General features: G+C 74.2%; 15 protein-coding genes. 4 read left to right on the forward strand and 11 right to left on the reverse strand.

All coding sequences use genetic code 11. From position 1 onward, the window contains the following. Positions 1-2: 2 nt before the first annotated feature. Complete coding sequence (gene hemQ / locus ACWDD7_RS03080) at positions 3-734, forward strand: hydrogen peroxide-dependent heme synthase (protein ID WP_450455963.1); 732 nt, start codon at positions 3-5, stop codon at positions 732-734. Positions 735-737: 3 nt separating this feature from the next. On the opposite strand, the gene ACWDD7_RS03085 is transcribed toward hemQ, so the two are convergent. The 3 genes from ACWDD7_RS03085 to ACWDD7_RS03095 all read right to left on the reverse strand — a co-directional run bounded on the left by ACWDD7_RS03085 (position 738) and on the right by ACWDD7_RS03095 (position 4,759). Continuing rightward, positions 738-2,339, reverse strand: coding sequence for an alpha/beta hydrolase (locus ACWDD7_RS03085; RefSeq protein WP_450455965.1), 1,602 nt, complete (start codon positions 2,337-2,339; stop codon positions 738-740). A 108-nt stretch (positions 2,340-2,447) separates the two neighbouring features. Continuing rightward, positions 2,448-3,233, reverse strand: a complete 786-nt coding sequence (locus ACWDD7_RS03090; protein ID WP_450455967.1) for a TIGR04222 domain-containing membrane protein — start codon at positions 3,231-3,233, stop codon at positions 2,448-2,450. A gap of 200 nt (positions 3,234-3,433) precedes the next feature. Continuing rightward, on the reverse strand, positions 3,434-4,759 hold the full coding sequence (locus ACWDD7_RS03095; RefSeq protein WP_450455969.1) for a DUF692 domain-containing protein: 1,326 nt from the start codon (positions 4,757-4,759) through the stop codon (positions 3,434-3,436). A gap of 469 nt (positions 4,760-5,228) precedes the next feature. Here ACWDD7_RS03095 and ACWDD7_RS03100 point away from each other — a divergent pair, with 469 nt between their 5' ends. Beyond that, a complete protein-coding gene (locus tag ACWDD7_RS03100; RefSeq protein ID WP_285552990.1) occupies positions 5,229-5,771 on the forward strand; it encodes a helix-turn-helix domain-containing protein in 543 nt (180 codons plus the stop codon). A 57-nt stretch (positions 5,772-5,828) separates the two neighbouring features. On the opposite strand, the gene ACWDD7_RS03105 is transcribed toward ACWDD7_RS03100, so the two are convergent. The 6 genes from ACWDD7_RS03105 to ACWDD7_RS03130 form a co-directional block, all read right to left on the reverse strand. Next, entirely contained in the window at positions 5,829-6,908 is a 1,080-nt protein-coding gene (locus tag ACWDD7_RS03105; protein WP_450455971.1) for a peptidase C39 family protein, read from the reverse strand. A gap of 55 nt (positions 6,909-6,963) precedes the next feature. Beyond that, on the reverse strand, positions 6,964-8,670 hold the full coding sequence (locus ACWDD7_RS03110) for an ABC transporter ATP-binding protein (RefSeq protein WP_351880716.1): 1,707 nt from the start codon (positions 8,668-8,670) through the stop codon (positions 6,964-6,966). Continuing rightward, positions 8,667-9,497 (reverse strand): ABC transporter permease, encoded by an 831-nt coding sequence (locus ACWDD7_RS03115; RefSeq protein ID WP_351880713.1) that lies wholly within the window; start codon positions 9,495-9,497, stop codon positions 8,667-8,669. Before ACWDD7_RS03115 ends, ACWDD7_RS03110 begins: the two co-directional genes overlap by 4 nt. A 5-nt stretch (positions 9,498-9,502) precedes the next feature. Beyond that, entirely contained in the window at positions 9,503-10,459 is a 957-nt protein-coding gene (locus tag ACWDD7_RS03120; RefSeq protein ID WP_351880711.1) for an ABC transporter permease, read from the reverse strand. After that, on the reverse strand, positions 10,456-12,099 hold the full coding sequence (locus ACWDD7_RS03125) for an ABC transporter substrate-binding protein (protein ID WP_450455974.1): 1,644 nt from the start codon (positions 12,097-12,099) through the stop codon (positions 10,456-10,458). The genes ACWDD7_RS03120 and ACWDD7_RS03125 overlap by 4 nt, the downstream gene beginning before the upstream one ends. Positions 12,100-12,585: 486 nt before the next feature. Next, complete coding sequence (locus tag ACWDD7_RS03130) at positions 12,586-13,296, reverse strand: peptidyl-tRNA hydrolase (protein WP_450455976.1); 711 nt, start codon at positions 13,294-13,296, stop codon at positions 12,586-12,588. Between the two features lie 100 nt (positions 13,297-13,396). Between ACWDD7_RS03130 and ACWDD7_RS03135 the strand changes: the two genes are divergently transcribed. Together ACWDD7_RS03135 and ACWDD7_RS03140 are read left to right on the forward strand one after the other, a co-directional pair. After that, positions 13,397-14,254 (forward strand): ABC transporter ATP-binding protein, encoded by an 858-nt coding sequence (locus tag ACWDD7_RS03135; protein ID WP_450455978.1) that lies wholly within the window; start codon positions 13,397-13,399, stop codon positions 14,252-14,254. Next, positions 14,251-14,922, forward strand: coding sequence for an ABC transporter (locus tag ACWDD7_RS03140; protein WP_450455980.1), 672 nt, complete (start codon positions 14,251-14,253; stop codon positions 14,920-14,922). Before ACWDD7_RS03135 ends, ACWDD7_RS03140 begins: the two co-directional genes overlap by 4 nt. A 3-nt stretch (positions 14,923-14,925) precedes the next feature. On the opposite strand, the gene ACWDD7_RS03145 is transcribed toward ACWDD7_RS03140, so the two are convergent. Then, the gene (locus tag ACWDD7_RS03145; RefSeq protein ID WP_450455982.1) at positions 14,926-15,780 is read right to left on the reverse strand and encodes a polysaccharide deacetylase family protein; all 855 of its coding nucleotides are present in this window, start codon (positions 15,778-15,780) and stop codon (positions 14,926-14,928) included. Positions 15,781-15,901: 121 nt separating this feature from the next. Beyond that, entirely contained in the window at positions 15,902-17,464 is a 1,563-nt protein-coding gene (locus ACWDD7_RS03150) for an FAD-dependent oxidoreductase (protein ID WP_450455984.1), read from the reverse strand. Positions 17,465-17,491 lie beyond the last annotated feature (27 nt).

Raw genomic sequence — 17,491 nt, forward strand, 5'->3', positions numbered from 1 at the left:
ACATGAGTGACGACGCCCCCATCATCGAGTCCGGCAGGGTCCCCAACAAGGGCAAGCTGGCCAAGGACCTGAACGAGGTCATCCGCTACACCCTGTGGTCGGTCTTCAAGCTGAAGGACGTGCTGCCGGCCGACCGCGCGGGCTACGCCGACGAGGTGCAGGAGCTGTTCGACCAGCTCGCCGCGAAGGACGTGACGATCCGCGGCACGTACGACCTGTCCGGCATGCGGGCCGACGCGGACCTGATGATCTGGTGGCACGCCGAGACCAGCGACCAGCTCCAGGACGCGTACAACCTCTTCCGCCGCACGAAGCTGGGCCGCGCGCTGGAGCCGGTGTGGTCCAACATGGCGCTGCACCGCCCCGCCGAGTTCAACCGCTCGCACATCCCGGCGTTCCTCGCCGACGAGACGCCGCGCGACTACGTCAGCGTCTATCCCTTCGTGCGCTCGTACGACTGGTACCTGCTGCCCGACGAGGACCGCCGCCGCATGCTCGCCGACCACGGCAAGATGGCCCGCGGTTTCCCGGACGTGCGCGCCAACACCGTCGCCTCGTTCTCGCTGGGCGACTACGAGTGGATCCTCGCCTTCGAGGCGAACGAGCTGGCCCGCATCGTCGACCTCATGCGCCACCTGCGCGGCTCCGAGGCCCGCATGCACGTCCGCGAGGAGATCCCGTTCTTCACGGGCCGCCGCAAGGACGTGGCCGACCTGGTGGCCGGGCTGGCGTAAGGCTCAGCCCGCCGCCCGGCCCCGGCCGGGCTCGGGTTCGGCGCGGGGCGCGCACGACGCGTTCCGCGCCGGGAGGCGGCCCCCGAGCAGGTAGTCGTTCAGGTAGCCGTTGACGCAGTCGTTGGGGCCGCCCCCGATGCCGTGCGTGCCCGCGCCCCGCTCGGTCACCAGCAGGGAGCCGGCCAGCCGCCGGTTCATCTCCAGGGCCCCCGAGTACGGCGCCGCCGCGTCCCGTTCGGCCGCCAGGATCAGCACCGGTGGCAGCGCGCCGGGGCCGGTGCGCACGTCCGGCGGCCGCTGCCGCGGCGCGGGCCAGTACGCGCACGGCAGGTTCATCCACGCGTTGTCCCAGGTCTCGAAGGGCGCGACGCGGGCCAGCCGGGTGTTGTCCCGGTCCCACACCGCCCAGTCCGTGGGCCAGGGCGCGTCGTTGCACTCGACGGCCGTGTACACCGCGTCGCCGTTCTCCGCCGCCGCGGCCGACCCGGCGCGCGGCGCGGCCAACTCGACCAGCGGCTTCGGGTCGCCGTGCAGATACGCGGAGAGGGCGGCGGCCCGGCTCGGCCAGTAGTCGTCGTAGTACCCGGCCGTCAGGAACGCGTTCTGCAACTGGCCCGGCCCGACCTTCCCGCCCGCCGGCTTCCGGGCGAGCCGCGCGGCCGCCGTGGCGTAGGCCGCCTGCACCTTCTTCGGCGTGTCGCCGAGCCGGTAGACGTCGTCGTGCCGCGCGATCCAGTCCCGCACGTCCGCCCAGCGCCTCTCGAACGCGACCGACTGGTCGAGGTTGCCGCGGTACCAGATCTTCGCCGGGTCCGGGTCCACCGCCGCGTCCAGCACCATCCGGCGCACATGGGAGGGGAACATCGCCGCGTACAGGGAGCCGTAGTAGGTGCCGTACGACGCGCCCATGAACGTCAGCCGGTCCTCCCCCAGCGCGGCCCGCAGGACCTCCAGGTCCCGCGCGTTGTTCAGGGAGTTGAAGAAACGCAGCCCGGGTCCCGAGCGCCGGGCGCAGCCGCGGGCGTACGCCTTCGCCTCGGCGACGCGCCGCCGCTTGTACGAGGCGGAGGGGTGCGTCGGCGCCTGGGTGGGGCCCTTGCCGAACTGTTTCGGGTCCGCGCAGGACAGCGGCGCGGAGCGGCCGACGCCGCGCGGGGCGTAGCCGACGAGGTCGTAGGCGGCGGCGATGTGCCGCCAGACGGGCAGCGTGCCGGCCAGCGCGAAGTACATGCCGGAGGCGCCGGGGCCGCCCGGGTTGTAGACGAGGGCGCCCTGCCGGGGGACCGCGCGCTTGCCGTCCTCGCCGGTGGCGGGGGTGCGGCTGACGGTCAGCCGGATCTGCTCGCCGTCGGGGCGGGCGTAGTCGAGCGGGACGGAGACGGTGCCGCAGCGCAGGCCGGCGGGGGAGTGCGGGACGGGCGGCACGTCCGCCGGGTCGCAGGCGCCGTAGTGGATTCCGCGCGCGCCGGCTCTGAGGGCGGCCACGACGGTGCCGCGCAGCTCGGCGACCCCGGAGAGGTCCTGCGCGGTACCCCCGGCCGGGGCGGTGGCCAGGGTGGTCAGCAGCAAGGAAGCGGCGGCCGAGCAGAGGGCGACGGCTTTCATCCAGCATCCCTTCGGTCCTGCGGTGAACACCAGGGATGTTTCGTTCCGCCGCCGGGGAAGGCAAGCACCGCCCGGCCGGTGTCGGCCGGCCGTGCCCCGATGCGCCCCCTACCCCCGGTGTGGCGCGTCGCGGTGGGCGAAGGCGGCACGCAGCTCCGGCTCGCCGATGGCGCGGATGCCGCGCAGCGCGACGGAGACGAGGAACGGCCTCTCCACGCCGTCGCGCTGCCGCAGCAGCGCGCCCAGGAGCCGCTGCCCGGCGGGGGAGGCCCAGGGCGAGTACGGGTGCACCTCGAACCGCGCGATGGCCAGGCAGCTCAGCGACAGTATGAACGGCAGGAGGAACCACAGGCCGACCATGAGCCGCGAGGTGTCGGCCTGCGCGGGCAGCAGCAGCGCGGCGACGGCGAGGACCGCCACGGCGAGTGCGGCGGCCCGCACCTGGCGTACCGCCGCGCCGATGGTGAGGCCCGCGGCGTCGGGGACGGCGAGGCCGGTCCGCACGAGGCGGTCGGCGAGGTGTCGTACGGCGTCGGTGCGGGCGGCGCGGGTGCGCACCGGCGCGATCCTCGACTGGCCCTCGGGACCGATCGCTCCTATGACGGACCGCTCGATGTCGTCCCTGCCGTGCGGGTCGACGACGGTGGCCCAGCCGGTGTGGGCGAGGAGCAGGCGCCGCTGGCGGGCCATGGAGACGAGGGTGACGTCGGCGACGCGGGTGGGTCCTCCGGACAGGAACGCCGCCTCGTACAGCGTCAGATCGCGTTCTGCGCCCACCGCTCCGCGGTCCGTGACCGTGTCCGTGGCCGCGGCACGGACCGCCGCCAGGCAGAGCCGGGTGCAGGCCGTACCGGCGAACACCCAGGCCGGGAGCAGGAGGAGGAGCCAGAGCATGAGGTGCTTTGTATGTCAGGGGTGCGGGTGGGCGCCAGGTTTTTTCACATACGGAGCGGACCTTTCCGGTTCGGTGTCCGTCGCCGGGCGCGGGAGCGTCGTGGCCGGTCACGGCCACGCGGCGGAGCCGTGTCCCGGCACCGCCCCTCACTTCACGGGGCGCCCTGGCCGCGGGCGGTCCTGCCCCCTCGGTCCGTGGCTCAGGCCCGCCGCGACAGCACCCTCCGCGCCGCCCGCGCCACCCGCCCCCTCGGTGCCGGTCCCGACCGGTCCAGCCACCACTCCCGCAGCTCCCGCCGCGGCACCCCGGCCCGCTTCCCCTCCAGCAGGAACCCCGCGAAGTCCAGCGCGTCCCACCGGTACCCCCCGCGCATCGGCCGCTCCCGCGCGTACTCCTCGAACGCCTCCCGGTACGACGCCCCCAGCATCACCGGCAGCTCCGGCGCCACCTTCGCCACCACATCGGCCCGCTTCGAGGCGAGCGCCCGCGCCTGAACCCCCATCCGCACCCGGTCGAACCCCTCGGGCAACGGGGTCCCGGCCACCAGCGAGGACAGGACGGCGGCCTGCGCGACCCCGAGCCGCTGCCGTGCCTCCCCGGCATCCGCGTCCCGCGCGTCCTGCGCGTCCTGAGTGACCTTCACGTCCTGTGCGTCCTGCGCGCGCACCGACGGACCGGGCCGCGCGGCCGCGTCCACCCGGCCCCCGCCCTCCACCACCTTCCTGATCTGCGCCAACTCCCGCTCAAGCTCGCCCGGTTCGGGGAAGTTCTCGTCGCGCTCCAGCAGAACCCCGGGCGGGGCCACCCGCGCGGCGAGGTCGGCCAGGATGCCGAGCACCGCGTCCGGCACGGGGTGCGCGTGGCTGTCGTGCCACACGCCGCCCCGCTCGACACCCCCCGCGACATGGACGTAGGCGATCGCCTCCAGCGGCAGCTCGCCCAGCGCCCGGACCGGCTCCTCCCCGCGGTTGACGTGGTTGGTGTGCAGGTTGGCCACGTCGACGAGAAGCCGTACGCCGGTCCGCTCGGCCAGCTCGTACAGGAACTGCCCCTCGGTCAGCTCCTCACCCGGCCAGGAGAACAACGCGGCGATGTTCTCCACGGCGAGCGGCACCGGCAGCGCGTCCTGAGCGATGCGCACGTTCTCGCACAGCACGTCCAGCGCGTCCCGGGTACGCGGCACGGGCAGCAGATGACCCGCCTCCAGCCGTGGCGAGGCGGTGAGCGCGCCGCCCGCCCGCACGAACGCGATGTGCTCGGTGACCAGCGGCGACCCGAGCGCCTCCACGCGCTCGGCGAGCGCCGCGAGCCGCCCGGCGTCGGGCCGCTCGGCGCCGCCGAGTCCGAGGGAGACCCCGTGCGGCACCACGGTCACCCCACGCTCCCGCAACCGCCGCAGCGGCTCGGGGAGATGGCCCGGACAGACGTTCTCCGCCACCACCTCCACCCACTCGATCCCGGGCATGCGCTCCACCGCGTCCGCGATCTCCGGCCGCCAGCCGATGCCCGTCCCCAGTCTCCGCATGACCGTCCCCCTCCGCGCCCCCCGGCGCCCGCGTCGTACATGACCCCGCCGGCCCGCCCCGAATCCCCTCCGGCCGCCTTCAGAGCAACATTTGAGGTTCGGCCCGGCGGAAGCGGATCTCCGACGAGCCGGCCGCGCCTGTCTCCTCGGGCCGGCCACCGGCATCGTGCGCGGTGGTCATTGAAGGGGGCAAGGAGCCCGGCGCCCGGACGGGCCGGCCGGCCCGCACGCCAGGCGTGACGACCCGCCGCCGCTCGGGAGCGGCCGCGCGTCCGCCCGCGGTACGGCGCGCGCAGCGGGACTCGGCCGTGACCGGCCCCGAGCGCGGCGGCCGGGGACCGCACCTGCGCGGCGCCCGCCCGGGAAGCACTCCGCGGTGCACGGCGTCGGGATCCGCCGCCACGGTCCCGCGGAGGTGTCCGTCGGCCGGGGCAGGGCCGTGCCCGGGGCCATGTAGGGTTACCCGGGGATGAACGACGCAACGGAGCGGCTGCGCTCGGCGATTGCCGCGAACCTGCGATACGCCCGGCACGCCCAGGAACTGAGTCTTCGCGACCTCGCCGACCGCGCGGGTGTCAGCAAGGCCCTGCTGTCGCAGCTGGAGCGGGGGGTCGCCAACCCCACCCTTGAGGTGCTCCTGGCGGTCGGCGCCGCCCTCGGCCTGGATCTCGCCGAGCTGATCCGGACCCCGCTCTACGAGCCGCAGGTGCTGCCGGCCCATGTGGTGGAGGCCGGTACCCGCACCCTGTTCTCCAGCCCGGACCGGCGTCGTGTGGAGTTCTACGAGGCCACCGTGGCCGCCCGGCACTCCCACGAGAGCGCCCCGCACGGCCGCGGGTCCGACGAGTTCACCTATGTGGTGTCCGGGCAGGTGACGCTGGAGGTCGGGCAGTGGTCGGTGCCGCTGCGGACGGGTGAGGCGGTGCGTTTCTCCGGCGAGGCCGAGCACCGGTACGTCGCAGGCGGGCGGCCGGTGCGGCTGGTCACCGTGCTGTCGATGCCTTCGGAGTGACAGCCGCCGGGCGGACACCGGACGCATGAGGGCCGCCCGGTGCCGGTGCCCCGTGCCTCAGTGGCCCACGCCCTCGCCGCGCAGCAGCAGCAGGCCCCGGTAGCTGGGCTTTCCGTACCAGGCCAGCCGGTCCAGGGTTGCCGCGGGCAGCGGGAGGTCGTGCGCGTCCAGGTAGGTCTCGCCCAGGTGCGCGTCGGTCCACGGATCGTTGGCGTAGAAGGTGTCCCCGTCCACGTCGTGCACCACGATCCAGTGCGGACAGCTCTCGTCGTGCATGCCGAACTGCTCGACCAGGACCAGCGCGAGGGCGCCGTCGGCGAGTGCCGCGCGCAGGGTGTCCAGGTCGAAGGTCTCGGTGCGTACGCTCAGGCCGCGCTCGGCGGCCTCCGCGCGGAAGCCCCGCTGGACGAAGGCGCGCAGATCCCGGTCCTCGTCGTCGCGGCACAGTTCCAGCAGGACGGGCCGTTCGGTGGACAACAGCACCTGGGGGACCGCGCCGCGGTCGGCCGCCGCCAGGGCGAGGCCCAGCGGGTCGCAGCCGCCGGCGGTGGTGGCCCGGCGCCACAGCCGCAGCTCCTCCTCCCGGGTGGGCTGCGCGAGCAGCCCGAGCGCGGACAGGCCCATCTGCAAGGCCACCGGCCCGCAGGTGAAGTCGGTGGTCTGCCGCATGTAGGGCACCGTCCGGCGAGGGGCTCCGCCGCGGTGGCGCACCTGGCCGAAGACGGTTCCGGGCTGGTGCGGTCCGGCCACCGGTCCGGCCCAGCGGGGGGTCGGCGCCTCCGCCCAGCCGGAGTCCAGCGAGCGCTGCCAGGCGTCGTCCCGGGCACGGAACTCGCGCTTGACCACGACGGCACCCTCGCGCCAGGCCCGCTGCTCCAGGGTCTCGACCAGCAGCCGCTCGGTGAGGGGTTCCGGCGCCCAGACGTCGACGATCTTCCGGTACGTGGTCAGCGGGCGGTGTACCTCGAAGGCGGCTCCCACCAGTTCGCCGTCGATCCTGGCGGTGGCCAGGGTGGCGACCTGGACACCGCCGCGCCGGCTCCAGCGCCGCAGCAGTTCCTCGGGCAGGGCGCCGAGCCCGTCGGCGACGTCGGCCACATCGCCGGTCACCGGTAGTACGTCGACGTGCACAGACACGGGTTCTTCCTCTTTCTCGCTCGGTATGCCAGGCGTGGCCCGGCTTCCGCCGCGGCTAACGGGCGGCGGGCCGACAGGCCAGCAGACGCCGGGTGTACGGATGGGTGGGGGCGGACAGCACGGTGTGCGCCGGGCCGCTCTCCACCACACGCCCCCGGTACATGACGTGCACCCGGTCCCCGACCTGCCGGGCCACGGCCAGGTCGTGGGTGATGAAGACCAGGGACAGCCCCAGTTCGCGGCGCAGCCTGGACAGCAGGTTGAGCACCCCGGCCTGCACCGAGACGTCCAGCGCGGACACCGACTCGTCGCAGATCAGGACCTTGGGGCGCGGGGCGAGTGCCCGTGCGATGGCCACCCGCTGCCGCTCCCCGCCGGACAGCGCGCGGGGCCGGCGGCGGGCGTGGTCGGCGGGCAGCCCGACGAGGGCGAGCAGTTCGGCCACATCCGAGGCCGGCCGCCCGGCGACGGCCAGTGCCTCACGCAGGCAGGCACCGATGGTGAGGCCGGGGTTGAGCGCGGAGTACGGATCCTGGAACACGATCTGTATCCGCTGAGGTCCGGCCGGGAGGCCGGGAATCTCGACGGTGCCCTCGTCGGGCCGCTCCAGGCCCACGATGCAGCGCGCCAGCGTGGTCTTGCCGGAGCCGGATTCGCCGACCACGGCGACCGCCTCGCCCTGGCGTACCGTCAGGTCGACCCCGTCCAGCGCCGGGTGCGGGGCGCCCCGGAAGCGCTTCGCGAGACCGCGGACGGTCAGTGCCGGGGCAGCCCCCTCCCGCGCACTGCCGTGCTCGGGTGCCTCGGCGACCGGCGGCCGCGGGTCGGCCTGCCCGATCCGCAGGCAGGCCGCCAGATGGCCGGGGCGCACCTCGACCGCCCGGGGCACGGTGGTGCGGCAGGCGTCGACGGTCAGGGCGCAGCGCGCCGCGAAGGAGCACTCGACGCCCACGGTGTGCGGCGGCGGCACCGATCCGGGGATGGCCGGCAGCGACGCCAGCCGCAGGTCCAGCGGCGGGTCGCAGGCGGCCAGCCGTGCCGTATAGGGGTGTGCGGGCCGCTCCAGGACCTCGCTGCCCGGACCTCTCTCCAGCACGCGCCCGGCGTACATCACCATGATCTGGTCGGCGCGGCTGCGGGCCACGGCGAGGTCATGGGTGATGAGGACGACGCCCATCCGCCGGACGCGCTGCAAGCGGGCGATCAGGTCCAGCACCTCGGCCTGGGTGCTCACGTCCAGGGCCGTGGTCGGCTCGTCGGCGATGAGCAGCTGGGGGTCGCCCGCAAGGGCGGCGGCGATGGCCACCCGCTGGCGCATCCCTCCGGAGAGTTCGAAGGGGTGGCGGCGGGCCACCTCGGCGGGCAGCCCGACCTCGGCCAGCAGTTCGGCCACCCGCTGGGCGCGGCGGTGCCGGTCGGTCACCGCCCAGCCGATCTGTGTTCCACAGCGGTGGAGCGGGGAGAGGGAGGTGAACGGATCCTGCGGCAGGGTGACGATCCGGGAGCCGCGGATCCGCCTCCACTGCGGCGCCGAGCCGTCGGGGTCCAGCGGTTCGCCGTCCAGTTCGATCTCGCCGGTGGCGTGCAGGCCGCGCGGCAGCAGGCCGCTGAGCGCCTTCACGGCGAGCGACTTCCCGGAGCCGGACTCGCCGACGACGCCCAGCGTGCCGCCGTGTTCCAGGCTGAGGTCCACATCGGTGACGATGGTGCCCTGCGGGCCGGTGACCCGCAGGCCGCGGACGCGCAGCAGCGGCGCGTTCATCGGACCGCCACCGTACGGTCCAGACGCTCGAAGACCCAGTCGCCGAGCAGGTTGACGGCGGTCGCGGTGAGGATGATGAGTACTCCCGGGACGATCGAGGCGAGCGGGTTGTCGCCGAGCAGGTCACGGCCGTCGGCCAGTTGTCTGCCCCAGTCCGGCGCGCCCGGGGGCGCACCGAGCCCGAGGTAGGACAGCGAGGACAGCGCGACCAGGGCGAAGGCCACGTTGAGCAGCACGTTGGCGACGACGGTGGGCACGATGTTGGGCAGGATGTGCCGGATCATGATCCGTCCGGGCCTGATGCCCAGCAGCCGCGCCGAGTCGATGTACGGGCGGGTGGTCTGCTCCAGTACGGCGGCTCTGACCAGGCGGACGTCCGAGGGCGAGAACAGCACCGTCAGAACGGCGACGGTGACCCAGTAGCCGCCACCCAGCAGCCCGGCCACCACCACGGCGAGCAGCACCGCGGGGAGCGCCAGCACCAGATCGGTGTAGCGGCCGACGAGCGCGTCCAGCACTCCGCCGTGGTAGCCGGCGATCATGCCGAGCCAGGCGCCGAGCAGCATGGAGCCGCAGGCCACCAGCACCGGGCCGACCAGCGCCGAACGTGCCCCGGCGACCGACAGTTGCAGGATGTCGCGCCCCAGCTGGTCCGTGCCGAGGAGATGGCCGTCCACCCCGGCGCCCACCACACCGGTGTAGAGGTCCTGGTCCAGTGCGTGCGGGGCGATCAGGGTGCCAGCCGCCGCGCACAGCGCGGCGGCCACCAGCAGCAGGGCCGAGAGGGCGGGGGCCAGCGGCCATCGGGTTCTTGTCGTCCTCACCATCCTCCTCACCGCGCCATCCGGTTGCGTATGCGCGGGTCGACCGTCAGATAGGCGAGGTCGGCCAGCAGCGCGGTCAGCGAGATCAACACGGCCACCACCACGGTCAGTGCCTGCACCACCGGGAAGTCCTTGAACAGGACCGACTGCTCCAGGAGCGCGCCCAGGCCGGGCAGCGCGAAGGTCACCTCGGCCAGCAGGGTGCCGCCGAACAGGTAGCCGACCATCAGCGCGAGGCTCGTGAGGACGGGGACGGCGGCGTTGCGCAGCACGATCCCCAGTACCCTGGCGCGTCCCAGGCCCCGGCTGCGGGCGAAGACCACGTAATCCTCGTCCAGCTCGCGGGCCACCGCCGCCCGGGTCAGCTTCACCACGAAGGCTCCGAGGCCCAGGGCGAGGGTGACCGCGGGCAGGACCAGGTGCCACAGGCTGTCGAGGAACCCGGAGCCGGTCCCGTAGACCGGGAACCAGCCCAGGCCCACCGCGAACACGTACAGCAGGATCAGGCCCACCGCGAACCCGGGGGCGCTGATCCCGACCACGGACCAGCCCACCAGCCCCCGGTCCAGCCATTCACCGCGGTGCAGCGCCGCGACCACCCCGGCGGGGACCGCGGCCAGCACCGACAGCAGGAAGGCGAGACCGGAGACCGCCGCCGTCAGACCCAGGCGCTCGCGCATCATCCGGCCGACCGGCGCACCGGTGCGGATGGAGGTGCCGAAGTCACCGGTGAGCGCGTGCGACAGCCAGTGCGTGTACTGCCACAGGAAGGGCTTGTCCAGGTGGTACTGCGCCCGGACCTGTTCGAGCGCCTGAGGTGTGGCGTTCCTCGTGCCCAGCAGGTTGCGGGCGATGTCCCCGGGCGCAAGGAACATCAACCCGTACACCAGCAGCGACAGTGCGAGCAGCAGCAGCACCGTCATGCCCAGGCGGCGGACGAGGAAGACGAGGATCTGCCGGGTCATTTCGCCGCGTACACCCGGCTCGGCCACTCACCCAGCAGGGTGTAGGAGGTGTAGTCCTTCAACCCCACCGCGTCGGTCAGCGCGACGGCGGACCGGCCCCACCACAGCGGCGCGTAGGCGACGTCTGCGGCCTGGGCGCTCTGCGCCTGGATGAGCAGCTCGGCGCGCTTCGCCGGGTCCGACTCGGTTCCGGCTTCGGTGAGCAGGGTGGTGACCCGGCGGTTGGCGTACCGGGCGGGGTTGTCCGCGCCGAGCAGCCAGGAGGCCAGCTCACCGGGGTCGCCGGTGGTGTTGAAGTACCACATGTAGCCGAGGCCCGGGTGGGTGCCGAGCCGGGAGAGCCACTGCTCGATGGGGAGTTCCTCGACGTGCAGGGTGATGCCGATCTTCTTCAGGTCGGCGGCCAGCGCCAGCGCGGCGGTGCCCAGCTGCGGGCCGGTGTCGGGGTAGGAGATGCTCGTGGTGAAGCCCTTGGGCACGGAAGACTCGGCCAGTTCCCGCCGGGCCTCGTCCAGGCTGTAGTCGTACTGCGGGACCGCCGCCAGCCGCCGGGTGGCCTCGGCGGAGCTCCACAGGCCACCGAACTGCTCGGGGGTGGACAGCGCGGTGGCGACTGCCCCGTGGCCGCGCAGGATGTCCCGGACGATCGCCTGCCGGTCGACGGCGTGGGCGATGGCCTTGCGCACGTGCGCGTCGTCGAACGGTTTGACGCTGGTGTTGAAGGTCAGTCCGACGTAGGAGCGGTCCGGGCTGTAGACGACCCGGGTGCGCGGGGCGCTCTCCCACTGGCGGAAGGCGGCCGGCGGTACGTTGAGCGCGAGGTCCGCCTTGCCGGCCTTCCAGGCCAGTAGCCGGGTGTTGTCGTCGGGGATGAAGTCGAACCGGATCCTGGCGGCCTTCGGGGCGGTGCCCCACCAGGTGTCCACCCGCTCCAACTCCACGTGCGAGTCGGGGGCGAAGTCGGTGACCTTGTACGGGCCGGAGCCCAGCGGCAGCGCGGAGGCCGTGCCGATCCTGCCCTCGGCCTTCTGCCAGGTGCTCTTGGGGAGGATCCACAGGGCGTCGGCGTTGGAGGGGAGCCAGACGAAGGACTCGTCGCCGCTCTTGCTGGTGAGGGTGATCTCGTGGTCGCCGGTCTGCTCGGCGGTGTCGAGGTCCGCCCAGTAGGCGGCGGTGCTCGGGGAGGCCGCGGTGTCCCGGGCCCGCTCGATGGAGTAGAGGATGTCCGCCACGGTGACCGGGCTGCCGTCCTGGAACCTCGCGTTTGACCGGATCGTGTAGACGTACCGCTTGGCGCCTGCCTTGCGGACCTTGGTCGCCAGGCCGGGCACGAGCTGCCCGGACGGATCGACGCCGAACAGGCCCTCCATGCAGATGCCGGCCACGATGTAGTTGAGGATGCCGGACTCCTGACCCGGATACAGGTTGGAGAGCGAGCCGGGCAGGGCCACTCGCAGGAGGGCGATCTGCTTGCCGGTGTCCGCGCCGGCGGTCGCGGCCGCGCCGGCGGACGCCTTCCCGGACGGCTGGGCCCCGCACGCCTCCAGGAGCGCCGAGGCCGACAGCACGCTCGCCCCGGCGAGAACGGTCTTGAGTAGGGTGCGCCGGCCGGAGGAAGCCGGTCCTGAGGTCGATGGCATGCTGAAGCACCTTCCAGACGTCTACTGGAATAGGCCGATTGGGATGCCTCAGTAAACACCTGGGTTCGTGACTCCGCTAGCGGCGACTTTCGCGGGGCGGCCCTCGGGTATCGGCCCCAGGGGCGGGTGCGCCCGAGGGCCGCGGTCACGTCGCGGGACCGTGATGCCCCTCAAGTTCGCTTCGGCTCGGGGAAGTTGCGGAACCCCGGATGCCCGGGCCGGCGGGGGTCGGCCGGGTCCCACGGGCAGCGGGACACACCGCCGTTACACAGAAGACAAGAAGATGTCGCACTGCGGCACGCGCCGACCGGCGGGGCCGGCCGGGCGGAGCGGCTCATCGGCCGCGCACCGTACCGGGAAGCCACCCCCATCCGGGAGCGGCGCAGATGGACGGCGGTCGCGGCCTCTTGCGCGCCCGCGTCGTCCGCGGCGCCCTCAGCGCCGCGGCGGTGATCACGGGTCCACCGGTGGACTGCCGGGCAGGACCTAGCTCAGCGGTCCGCTCCGGCGCAGCGCCGGATGATCCGCGACCACCGTGCACGAACCCGGCGCGATCTCCGTGAAACCCGCGTCGCGGACCAGCGGCAGGCCGCTGTGGGTGAGCCGGGTCCACTCCGCGGGGGTGGCGGTGCGGACGGAGAGGGGGTAGCCGGCGTCCCGCCAGGCGGTGCGGGACTCCTCGGGCAGGGCCCACCAGGCCAGTTGGGCGCCGTGCCCGGTCTGGGCCATGGCCTTGCCGGCCGACATCGCCAGCCCCGGGTTGAGCCACAGCACGGGCCCGGCGCGGTCGGCGTCGAGGGGCGGCTCGGGGTCGTCCAGGTCGGTGCCGGAGACCTGGAGCCTGGCCAGGTCCTTGGGCCAGCCGTCCAGGGGGATCGGCGGGAAGACCCGTACCTCCGCGGACTTGCCGGTCACCGTGATGCCGGGCAGCGTCCCGGCGCGCCGCCACTCCGCGCCCCGGGCCCGCCGGACCACCTTGCGGATCCGGGCGTCCTCCCAGTTCCGCACCGCCTCGGCCCACTCGCCGTCGCCGAGCGCCCGCTCGTCGCCGAGCAGTGTCAGGACCGCCCGCGCGGACGTCTCCAGCGCGTCGGTACGGGCGGGCGGCGCGTCGCGCTCGATACGGACGACGAGGGGCAGCACGAACTGGGGGGCCTCGTCGCGGGGGCTGTCGGCGGGGATCGGGGAATCACTCACGGCAGACCACCCTACGAAGCCGGCAGCCCGGCGATCAACGCGCGTCCCGCATCGCGGGGACCGGCCCCGCGCGGCCGGTGCGCTGCACAAGAATGGCCCCATGCACCGTGACCTGCGCCTGACCGCCGTGGGCCGTCGCTACGGCGTCCGCGGCCCCTGGGTGTTACGAGGCGTCGACCTCGCCATCGCCCCCGGCACCCTGACCCGTGTGGAGGGGGCGAACGGCACCGGCAAGTCGACCCTGCTGCGCCTGCTCGCCCGGCTCGACGCGCCCACCGAGGGCCGGATCACCGGCCGGCCCCGCACGGCGTACGTGCCGGAGCGGTTCCCGTCCGCGCTGCCCTTCACGGCCGCCGGCTACCTGACCCGGCTCGGCACCGTCCACGGCCTGTCCCGCGCGTCCGCCGCCCGCGCCGCCGGGACCTGGCTGGAGCGGTTCGGCGCGGCCGCGTACGCCGGCACGCCGATGGCCCGGCTGTCCAAGGGCGGCAGCCAGAAGATAGCCGTCGCGCAGGCGCTGCTCGCCGACCCCGAGCTGCTCGTCCTGGACGAGGCATGGACCGGGCTCGACGCGGACGCGCGCGACGAACTGGAACGCGCGGTCGCCGAGCGGACCGCCGCGGGCGGCGCCGTCGTCTTCGTGGACCACGACCCGCGACGGCTGGCGGGGGCGCCGGACGCGACGTACGCCGTGGTCGACGGCGGGCTCAAGCCCTGTACGGACGGCGGCGGTCCGGTCGTCGGGCCGCTCGCCGCCGTGGTCGTGCAAGGCGTCGGGCCGGTGCCGCCCGAGGCGGCGCGGCTCGTCACCGCCGCCGAGCAGACCGGCCCCGGACGCCACCGGCTGACCGTCCCCGCCGCCCGATCCGACGTCCTGCTGCGCACCCTGCTCGCGGCCGACCCGCCGTGGCATGTCGTCAGCGTCGTACCACCCCTCGACCCCGGGAGCCGGGCATGACCGCACTCCTGCGTTACCACGCCGAACTGCTGCTGCGCTCCCAGCGCTGGCTGGCGCCGGTGATCCTGTACGCCGCGTTCCTCGGGGTGGGGGTGCAGAGCGGTCAGCCGGTGCTGGACTCGCTCGGGTACACGGCCGCCGGGCTGCTGCCGGTCGCCGCCTGGCTCGTGCGGATCTGTGTCACCGGCGAACCGCCCGCCGCCCGCGCCGTCGTGGCCGCGCCGCACGGGCCCGGCCGGGCGCACCTGGCCTGTCTGCTGACGGCGCTCGTCGCGGCGGCTGTCCTCGGTACGGCGGCGACCCTCGTCGTCACCCTGATCAGCGCCCCGGCGAGCAACGGCGCCCGATTCCGGGTGCCGCGCCTGGACGCCGGCGCGGCCGGACTGTCCGCCGTGCTCACCTGCGCGCTGCTCGGCACGGCCGTCGGCGCGCTCACCCACTGGCCGCTGCTGCGCACCCCCGGCCGCGCGGTGCCCGCGATGCTGCTGGGCGCGCTGCTGGCGACGGTGCTCGTGGGCTCCCCGGCGCAGGCCGCGGTCAGCGGCCTGGTCACCGGTTCGCAGTCCGGCCGGGTGCCGGTTCCGCTGCTGCCGCTGGGCGGGGCGGCCCTGCTCGCCGCCGCGGCCTTCGCCGCGGCCTGCGCGCTCACCGCCCGCAGAACGCCCTGAGCGTCAGCGGTGGCCCCGGCTCTCGCCGATCAGCTGGGAGACCTTCACGAACGTGTAGCCGCGCTTGCGCAGTTCCGGTACGACGGTGCGCACGACCTGCTCGGTGGTGGGGGCGGCGCTGCGGGTGCAGTGCATGATGACCACCGAGCCGGGTTGCACCCCGTCCAGCACCTGCTTGGCCACCGCGTCGGCGTCCGTCGCGAACGCGTCCCCGCTCACCACGTCCCACTGGATCGCGGTCATCCCGAGCCCGCTGAGCGCGCGCAGCGACCGCTGGTCGTAACAGCCGCCGGGGAAGCGGAAGTACGGCAGCGCGTTGCGCAGGCCCGCCTTGCGGAACGCGGTGTACGCGCGCTCGACGTCCGAGCGCATATGGGCGGTGTCGACGGTCGGCAGCCCGTAGCAGCTCGGGGTGAACGCGTAGTGGCTGTAGGAGTGGTTGGCGACCTCGAACTGCGGGTCGCCCCCGAGGCTGCGCGCCTCGTCCGGGTACTGCTCGGCCCAGCGGCCGGTCATGAAGATGGTCGCGGGCACCTTCAGTGTGTGCAGGGCGCCGATCAGACCGGGGTTGTCGAAGTGCTCGCCGGCGGCGGCGCGTGGGCCCTCGTCGGCGGTCATGTCGGCGTCGAAGGTGAACGCCACGGTCTTGCCCCGATCGCGCGGGCCGTGCTCGAAGACCGGGGTGAGACCGCCGGGGCCCGGGGCGAGCACGGGCGGCCGGGTGGCGGAAAGGGAGGCGGAGGCGGGGGACCTGGCCGGGGCCGGACGGGTGCTGCGTGCGGGGTCCGTGGTCCCGCAGGCGGCGAGAGCCGCGCCCAGGGCGCAGACGGCGGTAATACGGCGTGCTAGTGGGATCACCGTACGAACGTAGGACTGATTGATGGTTTGTGTGGCGATATGTCCTATGGCGCGACGATACGGTCACCCGCGCGGCGGCCTGGCCGGGGGTACGGGCGTCACCCCGGCGTCCGCTCCACCGTCACTCGGCGTCCTGCTCGGCGTCGTCCGGTGCCGTGCTCGGGGCGCACTCGACGTCCCGTTGCTCCAACGGCCGGACCGCGGGTCCCTGGAGGACGCGGCCGTCGACGTCGAAGCGGGAGCCGTGGCAGGGGCACTCCCAGGCGCGTTCGGCGCGGTTGAAGGCGACCAGGCAGCCCAGATGGGTGCAGCGGGCCGACACGGCGTGCAGCGCGCCCGCGTCGTCGCGGTGTACGGCGAGCCGTTGCTCCCCGGCCTTGACCAGGGCGCCGTCGCCCGGTTCCAGGGCGTCGAGGTCGGCCGGCGGCTTCAGCCGGTCGCCGACGAAGTGCCGGGCCACCTCCGCCTGCGTCTTCAGCAGCGCGGACGCCTCGCGCACCACCGACTTCAGTCGCCGGGGGTCGTACAACTCCCGCCACGGGCTGTCCCGGCCGGTGATCAGCGCGGTCAGCAGCAGTCCGGCCATGATGCCGCCGCTGAGCCCCCAGCCGCCGAAGCCCGTGGCCACGTACGTGTGCCGGGCGGCCGGGTGCAGCGGGCCGACCAGCGGCACGGTGTCGGTGGCGTCGTTGTCCTGAGTGGCCCACGCGTGGTCGAGCCGCACCCCGGGGAAGTGCTGCTCGGCCCACGCGGCGAGCCTGTCGAATCCTGCGCCCGGATCGCCGGTGCCCGGCGTGAAGTGCTCCCCGGTGACGACGAGCAGCCGCCCGCCGTCGTACGGCGCGGTGCGCACCGAGCGGGTGTTCTCCTCGGGCGTGATGTACATGCCCTCGGGATCGGGGCCCTCGCCCAGCGGCCCGGCGACGACCAGTTCGCGGCGCGGATGCAGCCGGGCGAAGAGCAGCGCGCGGTCGAAGATCGGGTAATGGGTGGCCACGACGACGTCCCGGGCGGTGACGGTGCGGCCCGTCTCGGTCGTCAGCCGGCACGGTCCCGAGGTGCCGCCCTCGTCCAGGCCGACGACGCGCGTCCCCTCGTACACCCGGCCGCCGCGCGCGAGCAGGTCCTCGGTGAGCGCCCGCAGGTATTTCACCGGGTGGTACTGCGCCTGCCCGGTCACCCGCACCGCGCCGGCGACCGGGAACGGCAGCCCGGTCTCCGTGGTGAACGAGGCGTCCAGGCCCGCCTCCCGCGCGGCCCGCGCCTCCGCCTCCACCTCGGCCACGCGCTCCCGGTCGCGGACGTAGGTGTACGCGTCGCGGGTCTCCCACTCGCAGTCGATGCCCAACTCGGCCACCAGACGCGCCGCGTGCTCGATCGCCTCCGTCTGCGAACGGGCGTACAGCCGCGCCCCCTCGGGCCCGCGGGTGCGCCGCAGCCGGTCGTAGACCAGGGTGTGCTGGGCGGTCAGCTTGGCGGTGGTGTAGCCGGTGACCCCGGCCGCCACCCGGCCGGCCTCCAGCACCACCACCCCCAGCCCGGACCGGGCCAGCTCGTACGCGGTGCTCAGCCCCGCCATCCCGGCGCCGATGACGGCCACGTCGGCCTCGGTGTCCTCGGTCAGGGCGGGGTGGGCGGGACCCGGGGCGGTGCCCAGCCAGTACGACTCGGTGACCTTGCGCATGTCCGCCGGGTACCCCCGGCCGGGACC

Source organism: Streptomyces sp. NPDC001056, assembly GCF_053598955.1.